This is a genomic window from Vagococcus fluvialis bH819 (assembly GCF_900163795.1).
In the GTDB taxonomy this organism is placed as follows: domain Bacteria; phylum Bacillota; class Bacilli; order Lactobacillales; family Vagococcaceae; genus Vagococcus; species Vagococcus fluvialis_A.
The window spans coordinates 32,171-55,526 of sequence record NZ_FWFD01000013.1 but is presented as its reverse complement, the minus strand read 5'-3'; the positions used below and the strand labels follow the sequence as shown (position 1 = coordinate 55,526).

The 23,356-nt window shown below is 31.6% G+C and carries 22 protein-coding genes; 12 read left to right on the top strand and 10 right to left on the bottom strand.

The genetic code is table 11. The annotated features are described in order from the left end of the window. From nrdI to nrdF, 3 genes are read left to right on the top strand one after another with little or no spacing between them, the layout of a single operon-like run. Positions 1-387, top strand: a complete 387-nt coding sequence (gene nrdI, locus FM121_RS08545; protein WP_086951750.1) for a class Ib ribonucleoside-diphosphate reductase assembly flavoprotein NrdI — start codon at positions 1-3, stop codon at positions 385-387. After that, the gene (gene nrdE / locus FM121_RS08540) at positions 368-2,530 is read left to right on the top strand and encodes a class 1b ribonucleoside-diphosphate reductase subunit alpha (protein ID WP_086951749.1); all 2,163 of its coding nucleotides are present in this window, start codon (positions 368-370) and stop codon (positions 2,528-2,530) included. Before nrdI ends, nrdE begins: the two co-directional genes overlap by 20 nt. Positions 2,531-2,544: 14 nt before the next feature. Continuing rightward, positions 2,545-3,507 carry a class 1b ribonucleoside-diphosphate reductase subunit beta gene (nrdF, locus tag FM121_RS08535; protein WP_086951748.1) on the top strand — a complete coding sequence of 321 codons (963 nt, stop codon included), beginning with the start codon at positions 2,545-2,547 and terminating at the stop codon, positions 3,505-3,507. A gap of 127 nt (positions 3,508-3,634) precedes the next feature. On the opposite strand, the gene FM121_RS08530 is transcribed toward nrdF, so the two are convergent. The 3 genes from FM121_RS08530 to spxA form a co-directional block, all read right to left on the bottom strand. Beyond that, positions 3,635-4,150 (bottom strand): GtrA family protein, encoded by a 516-nt coding sequence (locus FM121_RS08530; RefSeq protein ID WP_179203832.1) that lies wholly within the window; start codon positions 4,148-4,150, stop codon positions 3,635-3,637. 87 nt (positions 4,151-4,237) lie between these two features. Beyond that, complete coding sequence (locus tag FM121_RS08525; protein ID WP_086951746.1) at positions 4,238-4,927, bottom strand: adaptor protein MecA; 690 nt, start codon at positions 4,925-4,927, stop codon at positions 4,238-4,240. A 201-nt stretch (positions 4,928-5,128) separates the two neighbouring features. Next, positions 5,129-5,527, bottom strand: coding sequence for a transcriptional regulator SpxA (spxA, locus tag FM121_RS08520; protein WP_086951745.1), 399 nt, complete (start codon positions 5,525-5,527; stop codon positions 5,129-5,131). 356 nt (positions 5,528-5,883) lie between these two features. Here spxA and trpS point away from each other — a divergent pair, with 356 nt between their 5' ends. Together trpS and FM121_RS08510 are read left to right on the top strand one after the other, a co-directional pair. Further along, the gene (trpS, locus tag FM121_RS08515) at positions 5,884-6,897 is read left to right on the top strand and encodes a tryptophan--tRNA ligase (RefSeq protein WP_086951744.1); all 1,014 of its coding nucleotides are present in this window, start codon (positions 5,884-5,886) and stop codon (positions 6,895-6,897) included. 63 nt (positions 6,898-6,960) lie between these two features. After that, positions 6,961-7,530 (top strand): ATP-dependent Clp protease proteolytic subunit, encoded by a 570-nt coding sequence (locus FM121_RS08510; protein ID WP_086951743.1) that lies wholly within the window; start codon positions 6,961-6,963, stop codon positions 7,528-7,530. A 184-nt stretch (positions 7,531-7,714) separates the two neighbouring features. Here FM121_RS08510 and FM121_RS08505 read toward each other — a convergent pair whose 3' ends face one another. Both FM121_RS08505 and FM121_RS08500 read right to left on the bottom strand, forming a co-directional pair. Next, positions 7,715-8,722, bottom strand: coding sequence for a lipoate--protein ligase (locus tag FM121_RS08505; protein WP_086951742.1), 1,008 nt, complete (start codon positions 8,720-8,722; stop codon positions 7,715-7,717). 11 nt (positions 8,723-8,733) lie between these two features. Next, the gene (locus FM121_RS08500; protein WP_086951741.1) at positions 8,734-9,471 is read right to left on the bottom strand and encodes an MBL fold metallo-hydrolase; all 738 of its coding nucleotides are present in this window, start codon (positions 9,469-9,471) and stop codon (positions 8,734-8,736) included. Positions 9,472-9,748: 277 nt separating this feature from the next. On the opposite strand from FM121_RS08500, the gene FM121_RS08495 reads away from it, so the two are divergent. From FM121_RS08495 to FM121_RS08470, 6 genes are all read left to right on the top strand, one after another. Next, positions 9,749-10,825 carry an ABC transporter permease gene (locus FM121_RS08495; protein WP_086951740.1) on the top strand — a complete coding sequence of 359 codons (1,077 nt, stop codon included), beginning with the start codon at positions 9,749-9,751 and terminating at the stop codon, positions 10,823-10,825. 4 nt (positions 10,826-10,829) lie between these two features. After that, positions 10,830-11,510, top strand: coding sequence for an ABC transporter ATP-binding protein (locus tag FM121_RS08490; protein WP_086951739.1), 681 nt, complete (start codon positions 10,830-10,832; stop codon positions 11,508-11,510). 78 nt (positions 11,511-11,588) lie between these two features. Next, positions 11,589-12,185 carry a TetR/AcrR family transcriptional regulator gene (locus FM121_RS08485; RefSeq protein ID WP_086951738.1) on the top strand — a complete coding sequence of 199 codons (597 nt, stop codon included), beginning with the start codon at positions 11,589-11,591 and terminating at the stop codon, positions 12,183-12,185. 165 nt (positions 12,186-12,350) lie between these two features. Then, on the top strand, positions 12,351-13,154 hold the full coding sequence (locus FM121_RS08480) for an ABC transporter permease (RefSeq protein WP_086951737.1): 804 nt from the start codon (positions 12,351-12,353) through the stop codon (positions 13,152-13,154). A gap of 3 nt (positions 13,155-13,157) precedes the next feature. After that, entirely contained in the window at positions 13,158-13,949 is a 792-nt protein-coding gene (locus FM121_RS08475) for an ABC transporter permease (protein ID WP_086951736.1), read from the top strand. Then, positions 13,930-14,916, top strand: coding sequence for an ABC transporter ATP-binding protein (locus tag FM121_RS08470; protein WP_086951735.1), 987 nt, complete (start codon positions 13,930-13,932; stop codon positions 14,914-14,916). The genes FM121_RS08475 and FM121_RS08470 overlap by 20 nt, the downstream gene beginning before the upstream one ends. Positions 14,917-15,117: 201 nt before the next feature. Here the strand turns inward: FM121_RS08470 and FM121_RS08465 are convergent, their stop codons facing one another. The 5 genes from FM121_RS08465 to FM121_RS08445 form a co-directional block, all read right to left on the bottom strand. Further along, complete coding sequence (locus tag FM121_RS08465) at positions 15,118-16,203, bottom strand: M42 family metallopeptidase (protein WP_086951734.1); 1,086 nt, start codon at positions 16,201-16,203, stop codon at positions 15,118-15,120. Between the two features lie 5 nt (positions 16,204-16,208). Continuing rightward, positions 16,209-18,821 carry a YfhO family protein gene (locus FM121_RS08460; RefSeq protein WP_086951733.1) on the bottom strand — a complete coding sequence of 871 codons (2,613 nt, stop codon included), beginning with the start codon at positions 18,819-18,821 and terminating at the stop codon, positions 16,209-16,211. 165 nt (positions 18,822-18,986) lie between these two features. Then, a complete protein-coding gene (locus FM121_RS08455; RefSeq protein ID WP_086951732.1) occupies positions 18,987-21,053 on the bottom strand; it encodes an ABC transporter permease in 2,067 nt (688 codons plus the stop codon). Further along, positions 21,040-21,807 (bottom strand): ABC transporter ATP-binding protein, encoded by a 768-nt coding sequence (locus FM121_RS08450; protein ID WP_086951731.1) that lies wholly within the window; start codon positions 21,805-21,807, stop codon positions 21,040-21,042. The genes FM121_RS08455 and FM121_RS08450 overlap by 14 nt, the downstream gene beginning before the upstream one ends. 163 nt (positions 21,808-21,970) lie before the next feature. Continuing rightward, positions 21,971-22,477, bottom strand: a complete 507-nt coding sequence (locus FM121_RS08445; protein ID WP_086951730.1) for a hypothetical protein — start codon at positions 22,475-22,477, stop codon at positions 21,971-21,973. Positions 22,478-22,679: 202 nt separating this feature from the next. On the opposite strand from FM121_RS08445, the gene FM121_RS08440 reads away from it, so the two are divergent. After that, complete coding sequence (locus tag FM121_RS08440; RefSeq protein ID WP_086951729.1) at positions 22,680-23,354, top strand: response regulator transcription factor; 675 nt, start codon at positions 22,680-22,682, stop codon at positions 23,352-23,354. Positions 23,355-23,356: the final 2 nt, after the last annotated feature.

The window sequence follows — 23,356 nt, the reverse complement described above, 5'->3', positions numbered from 1 at the left end:
ATGAAACTAGTCTTTTTTTCTTTAACTGGGCAAACAAGACGATTCATCAAAAAACTAGACCTTCCCGCCACCCAAGCTCATGAAATTGATTCTAACAATCCTTTTCATGAAATCAATGAACCTTACATTTTAATCGTTCCTACTTATGACGCAGAAGTCACTGAAGTAGTGAACGATTTTATTGAGTACAAAACAAATCAACAGAATATGCTTGGTGTTGTCGGTGGAGGAAATCGTAACTTTGCGGACCTTTTTATTTTTACTGCTAAGGATATTGCAAGAGACTACCAAGTCCCTTTGCTTTTTAGTTTTGAATTTAATGGTACACTAGAAGATGTTAAAAATTTTAAGAAAGTAGTGGATAACCTTGAGTCTAAAAAATCTTGAAGATGTAACTTATTTTAAATTAAACAATCAAATTAATCGTCCTGTCGACGATCAAATTCCTTTATACAAAGATAAAGAAGCTTTAACTGCTTTCTTTAAAGAAAATGTGGAACCTTATACAAAAACATTTTCTTCTATTGAAGAAAAACTTAATTTTTTAATGAATGAAAATTATTTAGAATCTGAATTTATTAGTAACTATTCTATTGAATTTATCGAATCATTATATAAATATCTAGACGAGCAACACTTTACCTTTAAATCATTTATGGCAGCATACAAATTTTACTCTCAATATGCTTTAAAAACAAATGACGGCACGGCATATTTAGAACGCTATGAAGATCGTGTAGCATTTAATGCTTTGTATTATGCTGATGGTAATGAAGAATTAGCTCTTAGCTTAGCTGAGGAAATGATTTATCAACGTTATCAACCAGCAACACCGTCCTTTTTAAATGCAGGACGTAAGCGCCGCGGGGAACTGGTTTCTTGTTTCCTAGTTCAAGTGACTGATGATATGAATAGCATTGGACGCTCGATTAACAGTGCCTTACAACTTTCACGTATTGGTGGTGGGGTTGGAATTACACTCTCTAACTTACGTGAAGCTGGCTCTCCAATTAAAGGGTACGAAGGCGCTGCTAGTGGTGTGGTTCCAGTTATGAAATTATTTGAAGATAGCTTTAGTTATAGTAATCAATTAGGTCAACGTCAAGGTGCTGGTGTGGTTTACTTGAACGTCTTCCATCCAGACATCGAAATGTTCTTATCGACTAAAAAAGAAAATGCCGATGAAAAAATCCGTGTGAAGACTCTTTCTCTAGGATTAGTTGTTCCTGATAAATTCTATGAATTAGCTCGTAATAATGAAGATATGTATTTATTCAGTCCATATAGCGTAGAACGTGAATATGGTGTTCCTTTCTCTTACTTAGATATTACGAAAGAATACGATAATCTAGTGAATAATCCTAAAATTCGTAAACAAAAAATCAGCGCTCGTTACTTAGAAAATGAAATTAGTAAACTACAACAAGAATCTGGTTACCCTTATATCATTAACATTGATACAGCTAACCGTGCTAATCCAGTTTACGGAAAAATCATTATGAGTAACTTGTGTTCTGAAATACTACAAGTCCAAGAACCATCAATGATTAACGATCAACAAGGATACGATGAACTTGGAACTGATATTTCATGTAACTTAGGTTCAACTAATATCGTTAACTTAATGGATAGTCCTGATTTTGGTAAATCAGTTCGTGCGATGACACGTGCCTTAACATTTATTACGGATGCCTCTGATATTGCGGTTGTTCCTTCTATTAGAAACGGTAATCGTTTGAACCATACAATCGGTTTGGGAGCTATGGGGTTACATACTTATTTTGCTAAAAATCAAATGGAATACGGTTCAGAAGAATCATTAGAATTCACTGATGTTTACTTTATGCTACTAAATTACTGGACACTTGTTGAAAGTAATAATATTGCTAAAGAGCGTGGTGAAACATTCCATAATTTTGAAAAATCTGATTATGCAAATGGTTCTTACTTTGAGACTTATATCAATGAACCAGTTCTAGCTAAGTCTGATAAAATTAAAGCTTTATTTAATACGATTGAGATTCCTACTGCTGAAGATTGGACTCTTCTTAAAGATTCAATCAAAGAGTACGGCTTATATCACCAAAACCGTTTAGCAGTTGCTCCAAACGGCTCAATTTCATACATTAATGATACCAGTGCCAGTATTCATCCAATTACGCGCTTGATTGAAGAACGGCAAGAGAAAAAAATTGGAAAGATTTACTACCCAGCGCCTCATTTAAACAATGATAGTATGCCTTACTATACATCTGCTTATGACATGGATATGCGTAAAGTAATTGATGTGTACGCTACTGCTCAAAAACATGTGGATCAAGGAATGAGTATGACACTCTTCATGCGTTCTGAAATGCCTGAAGGTCTATACGAATGGAAAACTGAAACCAATAAACAAACAACACGTGACTTGAATATCTTACGTCACTACGCTTTTAACCAAGGTATTAAATCAATTTATTATGTTCGAACATTTACAGATGATTCAGGTGAAATTGGCAGTAATCAATGTGAAAGTTGTGTTATTTAAGGGAGGAAATCACTGTGACAAATAGTTACTACAAGGCGATAAACTGGAACGCCGTTGAAGATATTATTGACAAATCAACTTGGGAAAAGCTAACAGAACAATTTTGGTTAGACACACGTATCCCTTTATCAAATGATTTAGATGATTGGCGTACTTTATCAGAAGATCAAAAAGAAAACATTGGTCTTGTATTCGGTGGACTGACCTTACTTGATACGATTCAATCAGAGAGTGCCATTGATGCACTACGTCCTGATGTTAGAACACCTCATGAAGAAGCTGTTTTAAACAACATCCAATTCATGGAATCTGTTCATGCGAAAAGTTACTCTTCAATCTTTAGTACACTTAATACAAAATCTGAAATTGAAGAAATTTTTGAATGGACCAATACCAATGAACATTTACAAAAAAAAGCTGAGATTATTAATGAAATTTACTTAAATGGGACTGGTCTTCAAAAGAAAGTAGCCAGTGTTTATGCTGAAACCTTCCTTTTCTACTCAGGTTTCTATGCCCCACTTTACTATTTGGGTAACAACAAGCTAGCTAACGTAGCTGAGATTATTAAATTAATTATCCGTGACGAATCTGTTCACGGAACTTACATTGGCTATAAATTCCAAGTAGGATTTAATGAATTAACTGAAAAAGAGCAAGAAGAAATGAAGGATTGGATGTATGATTTACTCTTTACTTTGTATGAAAATGAAGAAAAATACACTGAACTTCTTTATGACAAATTAGGTTGGACAGAAGAAGTAAAAACTTTCTTACGCTACAACGCTAATAAAGCCTTAATGAACTTAGGATTAGATCCATTGTTCCCAGATACAGCCAATGACGTAAATCCAATCGTTATGAACGGTTTATCAACAGGAACAAGCAATCATGACTTCTTCTCACAAGTAGGTAATGGTTACTTACTAGGAACAGTAGAAGCCATGAGCGATGATGATTATTTAATCGGAATGTAGCATGATGAAAAAGGCGCTTAGCTCCAAGCAACTGGAGGAAATAAAAAATAATTCACGCGTTTTCGAATTAATTTTTATTTTTGAAGTTGCCGCAGGAGTTGCCTTTTGAATCTAGACTAAAAAAGAGCTAAGAAGCTAACGTTGCTTCTTGGCTCTTTTTGATTTTAAAGACAATTCTTTTCGAAATAACATAATTAATAATAGTTGCTAGCGTTTGTGAAATAACAGTGAAGATAAATTCATTTAATAAATATTCATTGCCAATAAACCTAAAAAACATTGGGTTAGAAAAGAAAGCATTTTGAAAATTAATTGATCTTAAGTTTAGTATTCTAATCCAAAATTGACCATATTTTGCGACAAAGAAATGGGCAATCCCGATGTCTAGTAGGATCACAAAGCCACGTCCAAGACAAAATTCAAAAAACTGATGACAGGTTTTTTTTAAGTCTGTCCCCTTATCTTTAAAAACAAAGTACTTATTAGCAAAAAAGGAAAAAACAATGGCACACATTTGACCAACTAAAACTGGTAGCATCACACTGTCAGTAAATTTCTTCATCGTAAATCTAGCAAAGAAATAAATAAATGTTCCTATGGTTCCAGCAATACTATATAGTAAAAACTCTTTTCTTCTAATCAAATGCTCCACCTCCTTTTCTACAAAACAAAAGACTGACTCAAATGCCAGCCTTTTTATTTTTCTATAATTAAGGGTATCGTTTTATCTTTACTTAAAATAATATCTTGTTAACTCAAGTGCATTACGTTCCATTACGACATCCCCATATTCCTCTAAAATATCCGTCGTAATATTCGTTATATGCGTATACTCATATAACTGAGAGATATCATTTTTAATCTGAGCATCATTACTTTCTTCTAAAACAAAGGATACTCTGAAAAAATAATCGTCTTTAAACTTATATAAATAAGTTAAAACATTGTGTAATTTTATGTTTTTAGCTAATGAAATCATCATCTCAAAATCATCCAAGCGAAAAATAACATCCATTGTATTTCCTTTTGGATTATTTAGTAAATCGATTTCTTCATCAATTTCTTCTGATAACTTTGCTTCTTGATCTGAAATATGTTCTTTTAAAAAATCTGTAAAATCATCACTTAACATATCGCCCTTCATCATATCTAAGTCGTTGACATCATCCATATTATCCATTGGTAAATTTTTGCTAATGAATAATTCTAAACCATCATGATTGGGTAGCACTTGGAATGTCACAGAATCGGTTTCTTGAAATTGTTCATCCACATCAACTTCTTCTAAAATGCTATAAAAGAAAGTTTCTATTTGTTTTTGATTACCTAATAAATCTAGAAAAGTAATACCTCTTTCTGCTAAATCATCATTATCTATCGAAACACGAATTGTATTTTCATTAATTCTCTCCATCTCCATACCGCTACACCTCGTTTCTCTTAAATTTTATTGTTAGCTTTATTGTAACGAAAAATACAAAAAAGTAAAGGGAACACAACTATCCTTTTATTGTTGGCTTAAATTGTTGGCTTAAAAAAAAATTTTAAATAAAAATGAAAAAACAGCATGTTTGACAGCTGGTCAACATGCTGAAGATCGATATTTCTAAAAATTTTACTCTTAGATGCCTGCCATCATTTGAGCATGTTTTAATTCAATAGCTCTAACTTCTCTTGGTAAAAAGCGACGGATTTCGTCTTCATTGAAGCCAACTTGGAGGCGCTTGTCATCCACCATAATCGGACGACGTAACAATCCTGGATTTTCTTGTACCAATTTTAATAATTCAGGAAGTGACAGTTCATCCAAATCAACATCCAACTTTTGAAATACTTTTGAACGTGTAGAAATAATTTCTTCCGTACCATCTTCGGTCATACGTAAGATTTCTTTTAATTCATCTTGAATTAAAGGTTCTGAAAAAATATTTCTTTCTACGAAGGGAATTTGATGCTCTTGCAACCATGCTCGTGCTTTCCGACAAGATGTGCAACTAGGTGAAGTATATAATTTCAACATACGATTCACTCCCTTTCAAAGTTTAGAGAATAACAGTTTTTTACTGCTCCCACTATAACGTAATTATACTATAACACGATTTAAATTACTAGATTAAATCTGATATTTATCTAACAAATTCTTATAGTAAATTCTTTGTAAAGCTTTATATAAAGGGATTCTCAAAATTTCTTAAGACAATTTTAAACATATTCATAAATTATTCATATTATAAAAAAAAATAATACAGATTAAAATTGTGTACTACTATATTTTAGTTACCTGAAATAATTTTACCATTTAACTATGATTTTCTGTCTTTCTCTTAAGTTTTTAGTATAATAGGTTTATGACTATTTTATGAAGGTGGAAAATAAATGAAGGAAATTATTTTTTCTGGGATTCAACCTAGTGGTATCCCAACAATCGGAAATTACATTGGAGCAATGAAGCAATTCGTTGATTTACAAAAAGAGTATCAATGCTATTTTTGTATTGTTGACCAACACGCTATCACAGTTCCACAAGATCGACTTAAATTAAGAGAGCAAATTTTACAACTAGCCGCTCTTTATTTAGCTGTAGGAATCGATCCTAAACAAGCTTCAATCTTTATTCAATCAGAAGTTCCCGCTCATTCAGAAGCTGCTTGGATTGTCCAATGTAACACTTCTCTTGGTGAATTAGAGCGTATGACACAGTTTAAAGATAAATCCCAAAAACAAGAATCTGTAACTGCTGGACTATTAACTTATCCACCATTAATGGTAGCTGATATTATTCTTTATAACACAAATTTAGTCCCAGTTGGAGAAGACCAAAAGCAACATTTAGAATTAACTAGAGATTTTGTTGATCGTTTTAATTCACGCTATGCTGGTAAAAATCAAGAAATTTTAGCTACTCCAGAAGTTAAAATTCCTGAAAAAAATAATGGCGGTCGTATTATGAGTCTTCAAGAACCTACTAAAAAAATGAGTAAATCAGATAGTAATGCCAAAGGGTTTATCTCAATGTTAGATGAACCAAATGTGATTAGCAAAAAAATTCGTTCTGCTGTAACTGATTCTAGTGGTATTATTGAATATGATCCTGAAGAAAAACCTGGAATTTCTAATTTGTTAGTTATTTATTCTGCTGTAACTGATTACTCAATTGAAGAATTAGCCGATAAATATAAAGATAGTTGCTATGCTGAATTTAAAACAGATTTAGCTGAAGCTGTCGTTACTTGGATTGAGCCTATTCACGAAAGATATCATGCTATCCTTAATTCAGAAGAATTACATTCTATTTTAGATGAAGGCGCATTGTCTGCTCAAAAAGTCGCTAATAAAACATTACAAAAAATGAAAAATGCCGTTGGTTTAGGTCGAAAACCAAGACGCTAACAACTCACTATTTTTTAAACTATGTTAAACTAGTATCTATAGATTATGGGAGGTTTTTTAACCATGGAAGAAAATAAAAAACAAGATTCAAATTCACTATTAACACAAAAAATGATTGATAATAGAACTATTTTAATTTACGGTGAGATCAATCAAGATTTAGCCAAAGAAGTCAGTACTCAATTGCTACTTTTAGCTTCAATCAGTGAAGACCCTATTACTATTTTTATCAATAGTCAAGGTGGACACGTAGAAGCTGGAGACACTATTCACGACATGATTAAATTTGTGAAACCTGCTGTTAAAATTGTTGGAACCGGTTGGGTAGCAAGTGCTGGGATTACTATTTTCTTAGCAGCAAATAAAAAAGATCGTTACTCTTTACCAAATACTCGCTTTATGATCCATCAACCAGCTGGTGGCGTTCAGGGTCAAAGTACTGAAATCCAAATTGAAGCAAAAGAAATCGTAAAAATGCGTGAAAGAATTAACCGTCTAATTGCTAAAGCAACGGGACAAAGTTATGAAAAAGTTTCAGAAGACACTGATCGTAACTTCTGGATGAGTGCTGAAGAAGCATCAAGCTACGGAATTGTTGGTAAAATTATCGACAAATCAAAACAAGTAAAATAGCATAGAAAAAAAGCGATTATCTTCAAATAAATGGAGATAATCGCTTTTTTCACTACCCTATTTTAGTTAGGAATTAAAAATCTACTCCTTCGGTAACTTCACTAATATCGATCAATTGAAAGTACCAATTGTTCGTTATTACCTCCAGTTACTCGGAGCAAAACGATTTTTTATTCACCCTATTTTAATACAACAAGTTACTTAGGTCTTCTGTTTCAATATTTCCAAAATATTTTTTTACATCAATTTTTTCTACTGCTTCAATTATTGCTGCTTTTTCATATTTAATACCTCTTAATGCATTTTCCACATCTGAAATTTCACCCAGTCCAAAAAAATCACCAAAAATTTTAATTTCTTTAATTTCACCTTCTGATACATTCATCTTAGCTTCAATTGAACCAATGCCAAAACGATTTCTTCTCACTAAATCAAACTCAGGTGAACGACCGTAGTTCCAATCCCAATTACGATATAATTTTTCAGAGATGGCATTGATTTTTTTCCAATCTTCTTCTGTTAATTTATAAACGTTAACATCATCTAGGTTATCTGTTTCAAAAATTTTCAATAAGATTTCTTGTCTAAAGTCTTCTGTGGACATATTTTGGTGGGTATCGGTTAAATATGGTTTAATATTGGTTACTCGTGAGCGAATCGATTTGATACCTTTAGATTCAATCTTGTCTTTTCTCACTTTTAAAGCATTTACTACTTCGTTAACATCACTATCAAACATTAATGTTCCATGGGCAAACATACGACCATTCGTTGAATACATGGCATTGCCTGAGAATTTTTTCCCATCAATGATTAAATCATTACGTCCCTTAAGCTCTGCACCATCAACTCCCATATCATGTAAAGCGTCAATAATCGGTTGCGTTACTTTACCAAAGTTTCTAAATGATTCACCATCATCTGGCATGATAAAACTAAAATTAAGATTACCTGCATCGTGATACACAGCACCTCCACCACTTAGACGACGAACCACATGAATACCTTGTTTCTCTACATAATCCGTGTTAATTTCTTCAATCGTATTTTGATTACGGCCAATAATAATTGAAGGCTCATTGACATAAAATAAAAGAATTGGCTCATCAATCGGCATTTCTTGAACTAAATAAGTTTCAATTGCTAAGTTAATTCGTGGGTCTGTTATTTCCTCATTGGATACAAAAATCATTTTTTATTCTCCTATACTGTTAAATTTAATAGCGTTGAAGCTAAAATTGTTTCCACACTATTATTATGGTATTTTTCTGTTTGCTCTTTTAATTGATTTAAATCAATCTCTTGTCTCAAATGACTTAAAACTAATTTTTTTACCCCTGCTTCTTTTGCTAGCACTCCCGTTTCCTTAGAACTCAAGTGCGCATGATGATTCTCAGTTCCTTCTAAGAAGTAAGTATCTGTAATCAAAAGATCAGCCTCTCTGCAAAACTCAACTAATCCATCAAAATAACCTGTATCTGCAGTAAAAACAAAAATTTTACCTGTTTCTTTTTCTTCTATTCTCATAGCATAACAAGTTACTGGATGAATTGTTTGAATGAAAGATATTTCAAATGGACCTATTTCTAGTTTCTCATTTGGATTATAAGCAAAACCTTCTGAAATGCCTGTCATACTTAATTGTTGAAAATGTTCTTGGTCATCTTCATGTCCATAAATTGGTAAAATTGATACCGGCTCTTTTGGTTTTAATTGCCTTAAATACTGTAATACACCTAAATCGGCAATATGATCATGATGATAATGAGTCAGAATAACGGCATCTAATTTTAATGGGTCTATTTTTTTCTCTAATTGAATTAAAGTTGAACTCCCCGCATCAAGTAATAAAGAAAACCCCTTTGATTCTACTAGGTAGGATGTCGTTCCTTCTCCATTATGAGGAAATCCACCCCAAAATCCTAAGACTGTTACTTTCATGGTATCGCTCCTTCAAAAATTAACCTATCTACACTTTACTTTGGTTAGTAATATTTAACAATAAATAACGCTTAATTTCATACTTTTTTATACTTACACTTCCTTTTTAACATCTTTTAAAACAATTTTGTGTTTTTTAGAGTCATTTAAAATTTATGAAAAATAAGTTCATAAAATCTTCAATGTTTTTAAAGTGACAAATTGTCACTTTTGTTTTATACTTCTTTTAGTGACAAAACGTCACTTATTAAATTTTGAAAATTAAAGGAGAATGAATATGTTTCTAGCGCTTAAAGAAATGAGTTATTCAAAATTAAGATATACACTCATTGTCGGCATTATCGTATTGATTTCTTATGCAGTCTTTATGCTATCAGGATTAGCTAATGGACTAGCGCAAGAATTTAAACAAGTCATTATTGATTGGAATAGCCAGACTGTTATTCTATCTGAGGATAGTAACAAAAATCTTTCCGCTTCTCAGCTAACAGAAAAAAACTTAGCAGATGTTACGTCGGATAAAAAAGCACCTATCCTCATTTATAACGGTGCGATTGGTAATAAAAAAGAAAAAACAAACATTACTTTATTCGGAACACAAAATGATGCTTTTCTCTTGCCAGAATTGTTAGAAGGCTCTATGTTTAAAAATAAAAATGAAGTAATCATCTCAAAAAATCTAGCAACTAAAGGGTACAGTGTTGGAGATAAGATTGAAGTTGGCAGTGACAACATTAAGATGAAAATTGTTGGTATCTCACCAGAAACTTTCTATACAGTCACACCTGTCATTTACTCATCTTTAGACGACGCTGCTCATGTGAAATATGGAAAAAACTTTAAAGCCTCACCAGATGGTTTACCATTAAATGCCGTTGTAACAAACAGTCAAGATGCCACAGCCTCAAAAGAGGCTAAACCTAAGTTAGATGTACTAAAAACAGATGATTTTATTGAAAGTTTACCTGGCTACTCCGCTCAAAACTTAACTCTTAATTCAATGATTTACTTTTTATTCTTTATCGTCACAGCGATTATCGGTATTTTTATGTACGTCATGACGCTACAAAAAACAAGTATCTTTGGTGTCATGAAAGCGCAAGGAATTTCTAGTAAATTTATTATTGATTCAATCGTGAAACAATCATTTATCATTGGTGTCTTTGGGATTGCCCTTGGTTTTGGGCTAGCTTATGGAACTAGTTTAATTTTACCTGAAGCAATACCGTTTAATGTTGCTCTAAATTTATGGAGTATTTATAGTTTGGTGCTTCTTGTTGTGACGATTATTGGTAGTCTCTTCTCAATTGGAACCGTGACTAAAGTAGATCCGATGAAAGCAATTGGAGGTTAGAAAGATGAAAGACATGCTCGTTATGAAAGACATTACGAAAACATTTAAACAAGGGAAAGAAGAAATTCATGCCCTTAAGAAAATTAATTTTACAGTTAAACAAGGTGAGTTCATTAGTATTATTGGGCCTTCTGGATCTGGAAAAAGTACTTTTTTAACTATTTCTGGTGGCCTTCAACAGCCAACTAATGGAGATATTAGAATTAATGATATTTCTTTTACAAACTTGTCAGAAAAAGAACGTTCAAAACTTAGATTTCAAGAAATCGGTTTTATTTTGCAAGCCTCTAACTTGATTCCTTTTTTAACTATTAAAGAACAATTTTATTTAGTTGATAAAGTTAATAAAGCAAAGAAACAAGATGAAAAAATTGAGACATTATTAAAATCACTTGATATTTATGATTTAAAAGATAAGTTTCCTAAAGATTTATCTGGTGGTGAAAGACAAAGAGTTGCTATTGGGCGAGCTCTTTTCAATGAACCTCATTTAATACTGGCAGACGAACCAACAGCAAGTATTGATACAGAACACGCTTATGATGTTGTTAAGTTACTTGTTAAAGAAGCACATGAAAAACAAAAGGCGACAGTTATGGTAACTCATGATCATCGAATGATTAAATGGAGCGATCGCGTCTTTGAAATGCGTGACGGTGAACTCGTTGAAGTGAAAGACTTTTAAAAGCTTCCCTTTTCTTTGAACTTCTATGTTAAAATAAGTGTGAAATCATTCATATGAACATAGAAGGAGTTTAAGGACATGCCACACGAAACTTTTTTAAACTTATCCGATGAAAAGAAAAAAAATATAGATCATGTTTTACTAAATGTTTTTTTTGATCAACCTATTAGCCAGGTCAAAGTATCTGAAATTGTTAGCAAGATGCATATGTCCCGTGGTGCTTTTTATAAATATTTTGATGATCTAGAAGATGCTTATACTTATATTATCAATAAGTATTCTATTGTTATCCATCAAGATATCATTAAATATATTCAAGAAGATAAAAATCAATTTTTTATTGGCATTGAAAAATACCTAATATGGTGTAGTAAGCTTGATCATGAAAGTGAATATTGGAAGAGCCTTCGCCTGCTCTCTGAATCAAATGATTTATCCGCTTATAAACGTTTTCCCATGGCACCAGGTAATCCTCTGATTACTCAGTGGACTGACATTTTAACTGCCAGTCATATTCACATTGAAAATCATGATGAATCGGTTAGCTTTCTCTTCTTTATTATGGAACTTGTTATGAATTCCTTAACAGGTTATATTGCTAATGACTGGTCTACAGAAGAACTCGTTAAAGATTATCGATTTAGAACTAAATGGATCACACAGGGTGTTTTATGATCCGGTTAAACAGACATTTTTATAATGTCTGTTTTTTTATGTTAAAAGACTATAAATACTATTTTAGATTATTTTTGTTAACGGTAACATGTATCTATGTGTCTCTTAAAAATATATAATGATTACGCTATCATTTTCAATAGAGATAATACAATGGAGGTTTAGATGAAAAAAGGGCTTGCTTATTATCGCTTCTTCTTAAAATCAGAAGCGCAGTATCGGATTAATTTTATATCTTATCTATTACGTGGTTTCATACAATTAGTTGCAGTTTTATTTATTTGGAATCTGGTCTACTCATCTACTGACGATGGTGTTATTGAAGGCTTAACTTATCAAGAAATCATTCTTTACACGATTATTTCAATGATTGCCACACAATTTATGGAATTAGATAATGATTTTCAAGTTGCTGGAGACATCCAAGATGGTAATTTAGCTTATGAACTTGTTCGACCAGTCTCTTATATTTGGAAACTATTTTTTCAAGGTCTTGCTCGTGCGACCACTAGTATTCTTATTATTGGTATCCCCACAATGATAGGTGTCATTTTTTATATTACTCAACAAGAAGCATTTTCTGTAGCAATTATACGTGCTTTGCTATTTTTATTAATCATTTCAATCAGCGTTGGCTTAATGTTTTGTGTTAATTTACTTTTTGGTTATTCTGCTTTTTATCTAAATTATTCTTGGGGATTTTTACTTTTTAAAGGAAGTTTCATTAGCCTTCTTTCCGGTGCCTTATTCCCTTTAGCCATGCTTCCAGAATCAATTCGGGGCTTCTTTTTAAAAACACCATTTCAATATTTATCGTATTTTCCAACGATGGTTTTTTTGGGTAAATTATCTACTGAAGAAATTATAACTAACTTAACTATCCAAATAGTTTGGCTAGGGATTTTTGCAGGTCTTTGTCTATTTTTTTGGCGTCATGCTATTAAGAATATTACAATCAATGGAGGCTAAAAAATGAAACGTTATTTAAAGCTATACAAAGTTTATCTCAATAATTCTTTTAAAATTTTAAAAATGTCGACTGCAAATTTTGTTATTGGTTTCACAGCTTTTTTAGCTATCCAAGTATCTGCTTTATTGTTTTTAAAGGTAACCTTTGGACGAATTCCTTCTGTAAATGGCTATAATTTTTACCAAGTTTTATTTATCTATGGCTTTTCTCAAATTCCTAGAGGATTAGATCATTTATACAGTGACTATTTATGGATTTTTGCAAGACAAAGTGTGGTTAAAGGAGAATTTGATCGTTATTTAGTCCGACCGGTTAGTCCTTATTTTCAAGTTATCTGCGAACGCGTTCAGTTTGATGCTTTAGGTGAAATTTTTGTTGGTATAGTTATTACTGTTTATGCTATTACAGGGATTAATTTCCCGAATCCAATCATCTCTATCTTTCTTGGAATTATTTATTTAATTACAGGCTGTATCATTTATACTGCTATTAAAACCATTGGTGCGTCTCTTGCTTTCTGGATGAAAAAAAGTATGAATGTTCTACGTTCTATTTATGGACTAAGTGATTTAACCAAATATCCTTTATCTATTTATCCACCTGTTGTTAGAGGTTTTTTCACTTACTTAATCCCCTTTGGTATCGTAGCGGCAGTCCCATCAGAATTAATTTTTACTTCTACTTTATTGAATCAAACAACTATTACCATTTTGGGAGTGACTATTATTTTTACATTACTTGCTTCTACTATCTGGAAAAAAGGAGTTAAAATTTATGAAAGTGCCGGAAACTAACCCTGTTATTTCAGTTAAAAATATTTCAAAAACGTTCTACTTAAGACAAAAAACAGGTATTTTCAAATCAAAAAAAATACCTAAATATGCTGTTCAAGAGGCTAGTTTTGATATCTATCCAGGAGAAATTGTCGGTTTTATCGGGACAAATGGAGCCGGTAAATCAACCACTATAAAAATGATGACAGGCATTTTAACACCAACTGCTGGAAGTTGTCAGGTTAATGGCATTACTCCTTATGAATCACGCATTAAAAACGCTAAAAATATTAGTGTCGTTTTTGGACAAAGAACTCAAATGAATTGGGATTTAACTGTGGAAGATAATTTTAAGTTATTAAAAGAAATTTATGATGTATCTGATGAAGATTTTGAGCGACAATTAAAACTTTTAGAAGAACATATGGGTATCAAAAAACTTTGGATTCAGCAAGTTAGATCCCTTTCTTTAGGACAACGCGTTTTAATGGATATTGCTATAGCATTAATCCATTCTCCTAAAGTTATTTACTTAGATGAGCCTACAATTGGTCTTGATATTATGATCAAAGATAAAATTTTAAAAACATTAAAACTAATTAATCAACAAGAGAATGTCACCATTATTTTAACAACCCATGACTTAAATGAAATTGAGTTATTATGTGATAGAATTATTATCATCGAAGAGGGGCACATTATTTATGATGGCTCAAAAGAAGCCATGTTAAATCACTTTTCAAGCAATACCACTATTCAATTTGATATTGAACTTGAAGAACTATCTGAGCTTGAACACTTCTTAAGTGAATATGATTTAAATCATTCCTTAGAAGGCGTTACCATGTCTATCACCATTAATCAAGAAGAACAAAACGAAAAAGAAATTTTAAGTAAATTATACCGCCAATTTAGTATCAATAAAATGGCAGTCGCAAGAACCACTGTCCAAGATGTAGTGAGGAGTATATATACACAGAGTGAATAAAAAATCGTTTTGCTCCAAGCAACTGGAGGAAATAAAAAATAATTCGTGCTTTTTGAATTGATTTTAATTTTTGAAGTTGTCGCGGGAGCAGATTTTTTATTCCGGACTACAAAAGCGTGATGAAAAAGGCGTTTTGCTCCAAGCAATTAAAGAAAGTAAAAGAACGATTCCTCCCAGTCTCTTGGAACGAATCGCTCTTTTTTAATACTCTCTTAATTCTTTTACTTTATCAGCATCTAAACGTTTTACAACTTCTGTTACTAGTTTCACCGTATTCAAGTAATCATCTTCATGAATAACTGATGTATGTGAATGTAAGTAACGTGTTGATACGGTAATTGCTAGAGAAGGAATCCCATCTCTTGTTAGATGTTGCATCCCTGCATCTGTTCCGCCACCTGTAATAACCGTATACTGGAAAGGAATCTCTAATTCTTCAGCAATCCCAATCACAAAATCACGTAATTTTTTATGCGGAATCATTGAAGCATCAAAAATAATAATTTGAGGTCCTTTTCCTAGAACTGAATCCGCTTCTTTAGGTGTCATCCCTGGAGTATCCCCTGCTGTACCTGTATCAAGGGCAAAGGCAATATCAGGATTCACTAAGTGAGTACTTGTTCTTGCCCCACGTAAACCAACTTCTTCTTGGACGTTGCTCCCTGCAAAAAGAATGTTTGGATGACCTTCTTTAGCTAAGTTTTCTAAAACTTTCAATGAAACAGCTGTCCCAATACGATTATCCCAAGCTTTAGCTAATAAGTATTTAGAGCCATTTAAACGTTGGTACTCAATATATGGTGTTACCATATCACCTGGTTTAATGCCCCACTCACTTGCTTCTTTTTCGCTTGCCGCACCGATATCAATAAACATATCAGTAATTTCATACGGTTTTTTACGTGCTTCTGCAGTTAAAACATGAGGTGGTTTTGAACCAATCACCCCGTGGATTTCTTGTCCCGATCCAGTTGTAATCGTTACTTGTTGGGCAAGCATTACTTGCCCCCACCAGCCGCCTAAAGTTTGGAATTCTAGGAATCCTTTTTCAGTAATTTTTGTAACCATAAAGCCAACTTCGTCCATATGTCCTGAGATTAATACTTTTGGACCTTCTTTATCCCCAATATGACGTGCATTGATCCCACCTAAGCCATCGTAGAAAATTTTATCTGAATGAGGCTCTGCATATTTTTTAAAAATATTGCGAACTTGTTCCTCATTTCCCGGAACTCCTTTAGCATCTGTTAATTCTTTTAAAAATAATTCTTCATTTTTTTCTAACATCAACATCACCTCTCATTTTTTATATTACTTAGTATATCACTTATCTTATTTTTTTTCCTTTGATCAATCCAAATCAGCACTACTGAGATAGTAATAGTTACAATGCTGATCATTAATCCCAAAATAAACGATTTAGATTGGTAATTAAAGTTAATTTCATGCTTACCTTGTTTAAGTTCAATCCCAATAAAATCACCTACGATTCTCTTAGGTTCTATTTTTTTTCCATCTACCTTAATTTGCCAATTTTTGTCATAAGGTATTGAAACATACAGTAATTCTTTTTTAGAATCTACATTTACCTGCGTGCTTAAACTACCCAACTTCCCTTTATCTAAAGAAATTCCTTCTTCTTTTTGAGAAGCTATAAGTTGATCAAATTGGGATTGATCTAGACTTACCCATTTCATGTCAGTTGTTTCTAATTTATCATTTAATCTAAATTCAAGTTTTATTTCTTCATCTTCATCAAAATGACCTAGATTAAACAATTGATTAGTTATTATCAGTAAATCAGTTTTTACTTCTTTACCATTGACTGAAAAATATGTCACATTATCCCAAATAGCATTTGGCATGTAAAGGTAATTTATGCCTTCAACACTAGTCTTACCTTTCATTTCATAATGGTCAATTTCTTTTGTTAAGTGTCTATTGTCTACTGGGTTAAAATAATTTTCATTTGTTAATGGTCTGATACTTTGTAAAATATTTTCTTGATTTTCAATCACTGCTCCTGATTTTAATTTTATTTTTCCAAGCTCTGGATAAGCTAAGAAAGCACTTCCTATTGCTTCTTTATTTTTATAGATATTAGCTATTTCTTGTTCTTCTAAAAGTTCAGCATCTTTATGAGAGATTTTTTTAGGATTAACCGTGTAATTAACATCGAGTAGTAAGTTAGCTACTTGAGACTCGTCTACATAAGAAAAGCGCCGTTCATTTTTCGAATACAAGCCTAAGTCAGTTAGTGTATTTTGAACCTTAGAATCTAAAGTGGACGTGTAACTAGAGACACCCGCATAACCAAATAATACTGGATTATTGTACCCATTATTTATTTCTTTATATCCCATTTGTTCTGTTTCAATTTTTTGATTAATACGGAATAAGTCCTCTCGACCAGAACATAGTTGTTTCAATAAAACTTCTTGTTCCTCATACATTTTGGCATATTTATTTTGATCACCAAATGGGATGTCCTTCATTGAAATCCATAAATTCCCACCTAACTCTAGTGAGACACATAAAATCATTATCACACGCCAAGTTACAGTTGGTTTATTTATTTTTATAGTTAAAATGAAGACAATTAGCCAGACAATCACTATATTCAATAGAAAGTATTTATTTGACAATAGATATTCTTCTTTGGCTTGATTAACTAAAAAGAACTGACCGATCGTTAGTAAGATAGAAAAAGTGGCACCTGCTAGAATAAGGCGTTTTTTAATTATTTCTTTATCCTCAGTTAATCGAGAATATAGATACGTTTCATATGCCAATTTAATTAATATAAAACTGAAAATAAATGCATTTCGATAAGGGAAACCTGCTGGACTTTGAAACATATGCCAAACTGTGTTAAAAATTTCAAAAAAGAAACTAAAATAAATAGCTACTAAAAGGCACGCCATAGCTCTTTTTTTTCTTTTTGGTACAATTGGTAAAGTAAAATACAAAAAGGCAAGCAACCAAACAAAAACACCCGAATAAATCATAGGTAAATGGTCTAATCTAATATCATAATTAACAGTCCCTAATCCCATCTGAGAAAAAACTTCCAAACCAAAGCGAGGTTTTAATAAAAAATCCTGCATATGAAAACTTGATTTACCTGTTTGAAGCATTCCCAAAATCGCTGGTACTAACATAAAGGCAGTTGCTAAACCTGATAATAATGAGGTGACAAAAAATAGTTGCCATCTACTTAATAATAACTTGATATTTTTTCCAGCTGGTTTTCTTTCAAATTTTAAGTAGTAAATATAAACACTATAAACTACTGCAAAAATACATACCATGTAACCTAAATAATAATTGGTTAAAATTGACAAAAATAAAGTAAGGCAATATAGGCCATATTTTTTTTCATGCCACACTCTCTCTAACCCTAATACAAGTAATGGAAAAAGAATTAAAACATCTAGCCACATAAAATTTAATAGATAGACAACTACAAAGCCACAAAGACTGTAAGCTAAAGCAAAAGCATGTGTCATCCAATTGGTCTGTTTATAGTGCAGATCTAGATAAGTATACATCGTTAAACTCATACTAGAAATTTTTAGTGTTATAATCAGCAGTACCACCATTGGCATCATCGTATAAGGAAATAATAACGAAATAAAATTAAACGGACTCATCAAATAGTAAGCAATTGTTGCTTCCATCGGACCTCCTATTCCATTAGCAAAGGAATATAAATTCTCCCCACCTTCTGTAAAAAATCGTTTGAAAGCATTTAAAAAAGGTAAATATTGTGAGCCTAAATCACTCACCATTAAATTTAATTCTCCAAAAGGAGCTAAGTTCAATGCTGCCCATACCACACACAATATCAGCATTGGTAAGATAAAACTTATTGTATAAGGAATTATTTTTTTTCTAATAGTCATTTTTTCACCATATCAATCTTAAAAGTCTTATTTATTCTTAAAGCTATCCTTAAGCTTACCGATAATTGAGACAAAATGCAATTCTATCTAAAAAAAATAAAGTCTAACTCAATTAATTAAGTCAGGCTCTATTTTTTTTACAAAATTAAAAATAGTAAATAAAAATTAACTCACTATTTTATTATAAGAAGAGGATGTTGCAAAATAAAAAATGATATAGATAATAATTAAGAAGACTACAGAGACATACGTTAAAAGTAACTTAGGAACACCAATCAATACAAATAAAACTTTCAAAGCAAAATAAGTATGCAATAAACTGATAAATAATGGAGCAAAAAAGATTATAAAATTCTGTTTATAGATACTTTTTTTAATCATAGCTCTTGGTGTTCCCAATTTTCTTAACATATCATAACGATCACTTTCTTCTTCTGCTTCTGAGAGTTGTTTCAATGTAATAATACTACCAGTAGCGATCATAAAAATTACCCCTAGAAAAACGGCTACATAGATTAACAAACCAGTACTTTTCACTAAACTACTATAATACGGATACCGAATACTCATCCTATTTTGAGTACGATACTCTCTCTGTTTGTCTTTGTTTACAGGTTCTTTTAACACATCAAATGTATCTACCATCTTGCCATCTATTTCTTGTGTTGCTGCAATAAACGTCTTTTTTTCCTCTAACACAGATCCAAACTCTTTGAGAGAGGCTTGCGCTAACGCTTCATTTTTATCTGCATTTTTAACATTAATTATATGATAACGATAGGTATAGTTGCTTTCGATTTTTTTATATAATTCATCAGTCACCACCACAACATTGTAAGGTAGGCGCATATCTCTGCTATTACCTATGAAGTCTGATTGAACATCAGTCACATTTACTATTCCTATATTTCCCAGAATTCCCTGATGTTCAAAAAATGTATCACTTTCAATATAAGCTTGATTAATACTCATCATTAGTAGAGAAACATCTTTTTCTTTATTAATTTTTAGTGATTCCATGGTTGGAATCATTTTTTGAATACTTTCATAACGACTTAATGACATCACATTATAGAAAGTAGCCTCATTATTTTTATCACTATTATTTTTATAGTTAAACTTTCCCCCCACATACTTAAACTCAACATAATTTTCATCAGAGATTATCTGATTTTCATTTTTTAGAAACTGTTTGAGTTTTTCATAATATGCGTCATCGACACTATAGGTTGTTGGGTTGGCAGCATCTGCTAATCCTAATGAAAAAGACTGAACACTTGCAGCTCCACCAATAGAAGCTAATGCTGTTCCTGAAAGGACTGCAATTGTCGCAAAAGTCATCGCATTTTTTTTCAGATGAAAACTTAAATTTCCTGTTGTTATCATATTCAGGTCTTTGTAGTAATGACTTTTTATTTTTTGAGTTAAATTAAGCATAATTCCTAAAAAATGGCCAAAAAATAAGTAAGTGCCAAAAACACAAATAAATAAAATAACTAACGGAAAAATCAAAATCCCCATACCATTTAACGAAATTTCTTCTTCAGACCATACCATTAATCTAAAAAAATTATTAGCAAGAAAATAACCTGTAATTAAGAGTAGTACACCGGATAATCCGAATAACCAATTATACCATCTGATTACTAAGCTACCTTCACTCTGTTGTTCAGCTTTAAATAACGTAATTAATTTATACCTGTAAACTGTGGCTGCTGTTCTAACAGAAACAAGTGCTAAGATAACTAAAAAAACAACGACAGTATTAATAAGTGCCTTAAAGGAAAAAATAAAATGACTAGAAACAGGTACTTGAATTGCCTTTAAGAGTAACATTGCAAATAATTTAGAAAAAATAATACCTAAAATAATACCTGATATTAAGGATAGAATTCCTAATATCATATTTTCCACAAAAAACAATGTGCCAATTTGACTTTTTCGCATACCAAGTAAATTATATAAACCAATTTCTCTTTTCCGCCTTTTGACAAAAAAAGTATTGGCTGAAAACATAAAAATAATAATAAACAAAATTATCATGATACTTCCAGCTCTAAGGCCAGTATCGATTCTCATATCACTTGCTGCTCGTTTTATAAGTTCTTCATCAAAGCTCATGGAAACAAAACTATAATAAACCATGACAGAAAAAACCATACTTACAAAATACATAAAATAGTATTTAAACTGTGTTTTTACATTTTTAACAGCTAATTTAGATAACATCATGACTTACTCCGCCCCCAATAGCTGCTTGCATATCAATTACTTTTTGAAAAAAATCCTTTCGATTTCCTTGTCTTACTATTTCAGAAAAAATTGCGCCATCTTTAATGAATAAAATTCTATGACAATAACTTGCGGTAAAGGCATCATGCGTCACCATAATGATAGTTGCTTTTTCTTTTTTATTTAATTCTGATAAGTAATGCAGTAATTCTGTAGCTGATTTAGAATCCAAAGATCCTGTAGGCTCATCTGCTAAAATTAATTTAGGGTTGGTTATAATAGCTCTTGCTGCAGCCACTCTTTGCTTCTGTCCAATTGATATATCTGAAGGATACGCATTCAATTGTTCTTTAATTCCTAAAATAGTAACGACATGACTCAATCTATCTTCCATTTCTTTAACTGGAACACGGTCTAATGCAAGAGGTAATAAGATATTATCTTTAACTGTTAATGAATTCATTAAATTAAAATCTTGAAAGATAAACCCTAATTCTTTTCTTCTAAAATCACTTAACTGTCTTTCCTTCATCCGAGTAATATCTTGTCCACCAATTTTTATACTTCCAACAGTTGGTCGATCAATTGTTGATACCATATTTAAAAGAGTTGTTTTCCCAGCACCACTGGGTCCCATAATTCCAACAAATTCACCTTTATCTACATTTAAGGATATATTTTCTAGAACTTTTATTGGATTACTCTTTTTCCCGTAAATTTTTGATAGATAATCAACTTCCACTATTCTCTCCATATCCTTAATCCCCCGTCTTATTTATAAAACTATCTTACCAATAAATCACTATCACTAACATCTAAAACTCTTAAATCTAACTTACATATTTGTCATATAAAAAATATAAGATGCCAACATAACTAAATTAAGCTCTGCTGTCATCTTATATTTTTGTTATCATTTAAAAAAATTTTTTCATCAATGAACCAGGATGATCTTCTATGACATCATTCATCAAAATTTTTGTCTCTTGTCCTACTTCATAGTCTAAAAAAAAAGCAACATTACTCAAGTTACCTACAATTCGGATGTAATTCTTCCCTTTAGGTATTTTATATTTAAAAATACCCTCATCAGAATTTTCAAAGATAGTTCTCACTTTTTCATCAGCAGTTACCAATAGAACTTTAAACTCACCTGAATCATTTTTAGAGTGATAATTCATTTTAATCATATCATCAGTTAAACAATCTAATTCCCATAAAGTATCAATTCCTGAAAACTCCATATCTGCTGATAACTTATTGAGCGTAAATGAGCGACTATTTAATGTTTCATAGTTGTAATTATTCATTAAATTTAAGGCTCTTGTCGTATTATTGTATTCATCATATTCTTTTTGAGATCTGCAACTTGTTCCTAATAATAAAAACACACTAATGAAAATAATAAATAAAAGTTTCTTCATATTATCGTCGCCTCTCATTTTATTCCTTATTTATATTATACAACACTCATTACGTTTAATGTCTATTTTTAACGAAAAAATTCTTAATGCGTTTGAGTAATGTCTTAAACAGATTCTTATCTTATTTTTCTGATAAGTTTCAAGCATCATTCTTTATTTTTAGGTATAATTATAAGTAATACTTGAAGGAGGAATACTCAAAATGATGAAAATAATGATCGTTGAAGATGACGAAACAGTTAGAGAACTCGTCTCTGAGTCTCTAGAGAAATGGGGATTTGAAACAATTGAAGTTACAAATTTTAATCTTGTTTTTGATATTTTCAAGCAGGAAGAACCTCACCTTGTTTTGTTAGACATCAATTTACCTGTCTATGATGGCTATTACTGGTGTCAAAAAATTAGAGAAATCTCTAAAATTCCAATTATTTTTATTTCAAGCAGAAATACTAATGTCGATTCTATTATGTCTATGAATATGGGAGGAGATGATTATGTAAACAAGCCTTTCTCAATGGATATTCTGATTGCCAAAGTTAACGCTCTTCTTAGAAGGACCTATGACTATTCAAAAGCAGAAGGTAATTATTTAGAACACAATCAATTAAAGTTAAATATGGAAAATAGTACGATGATTATTCAAGATGAAAGTGTTGAACTAAGTAAAAATGAATTTCAATTACTATTAATATTAATGAAAAATAACGGGAAAATAGTTAGCCGAGAAAAATTGCTGCGTGCTCTTTGGGATGATGAGCGTTTTGTTGATGATAATACATTAACGGTAAATATTAATCGGCTACGAAAAAAAATTGAAGGAGCTGGGATTTCTAACTTTATCGAAACAAAAGTTGGACAAGGCTATATGATCCCCTAAAA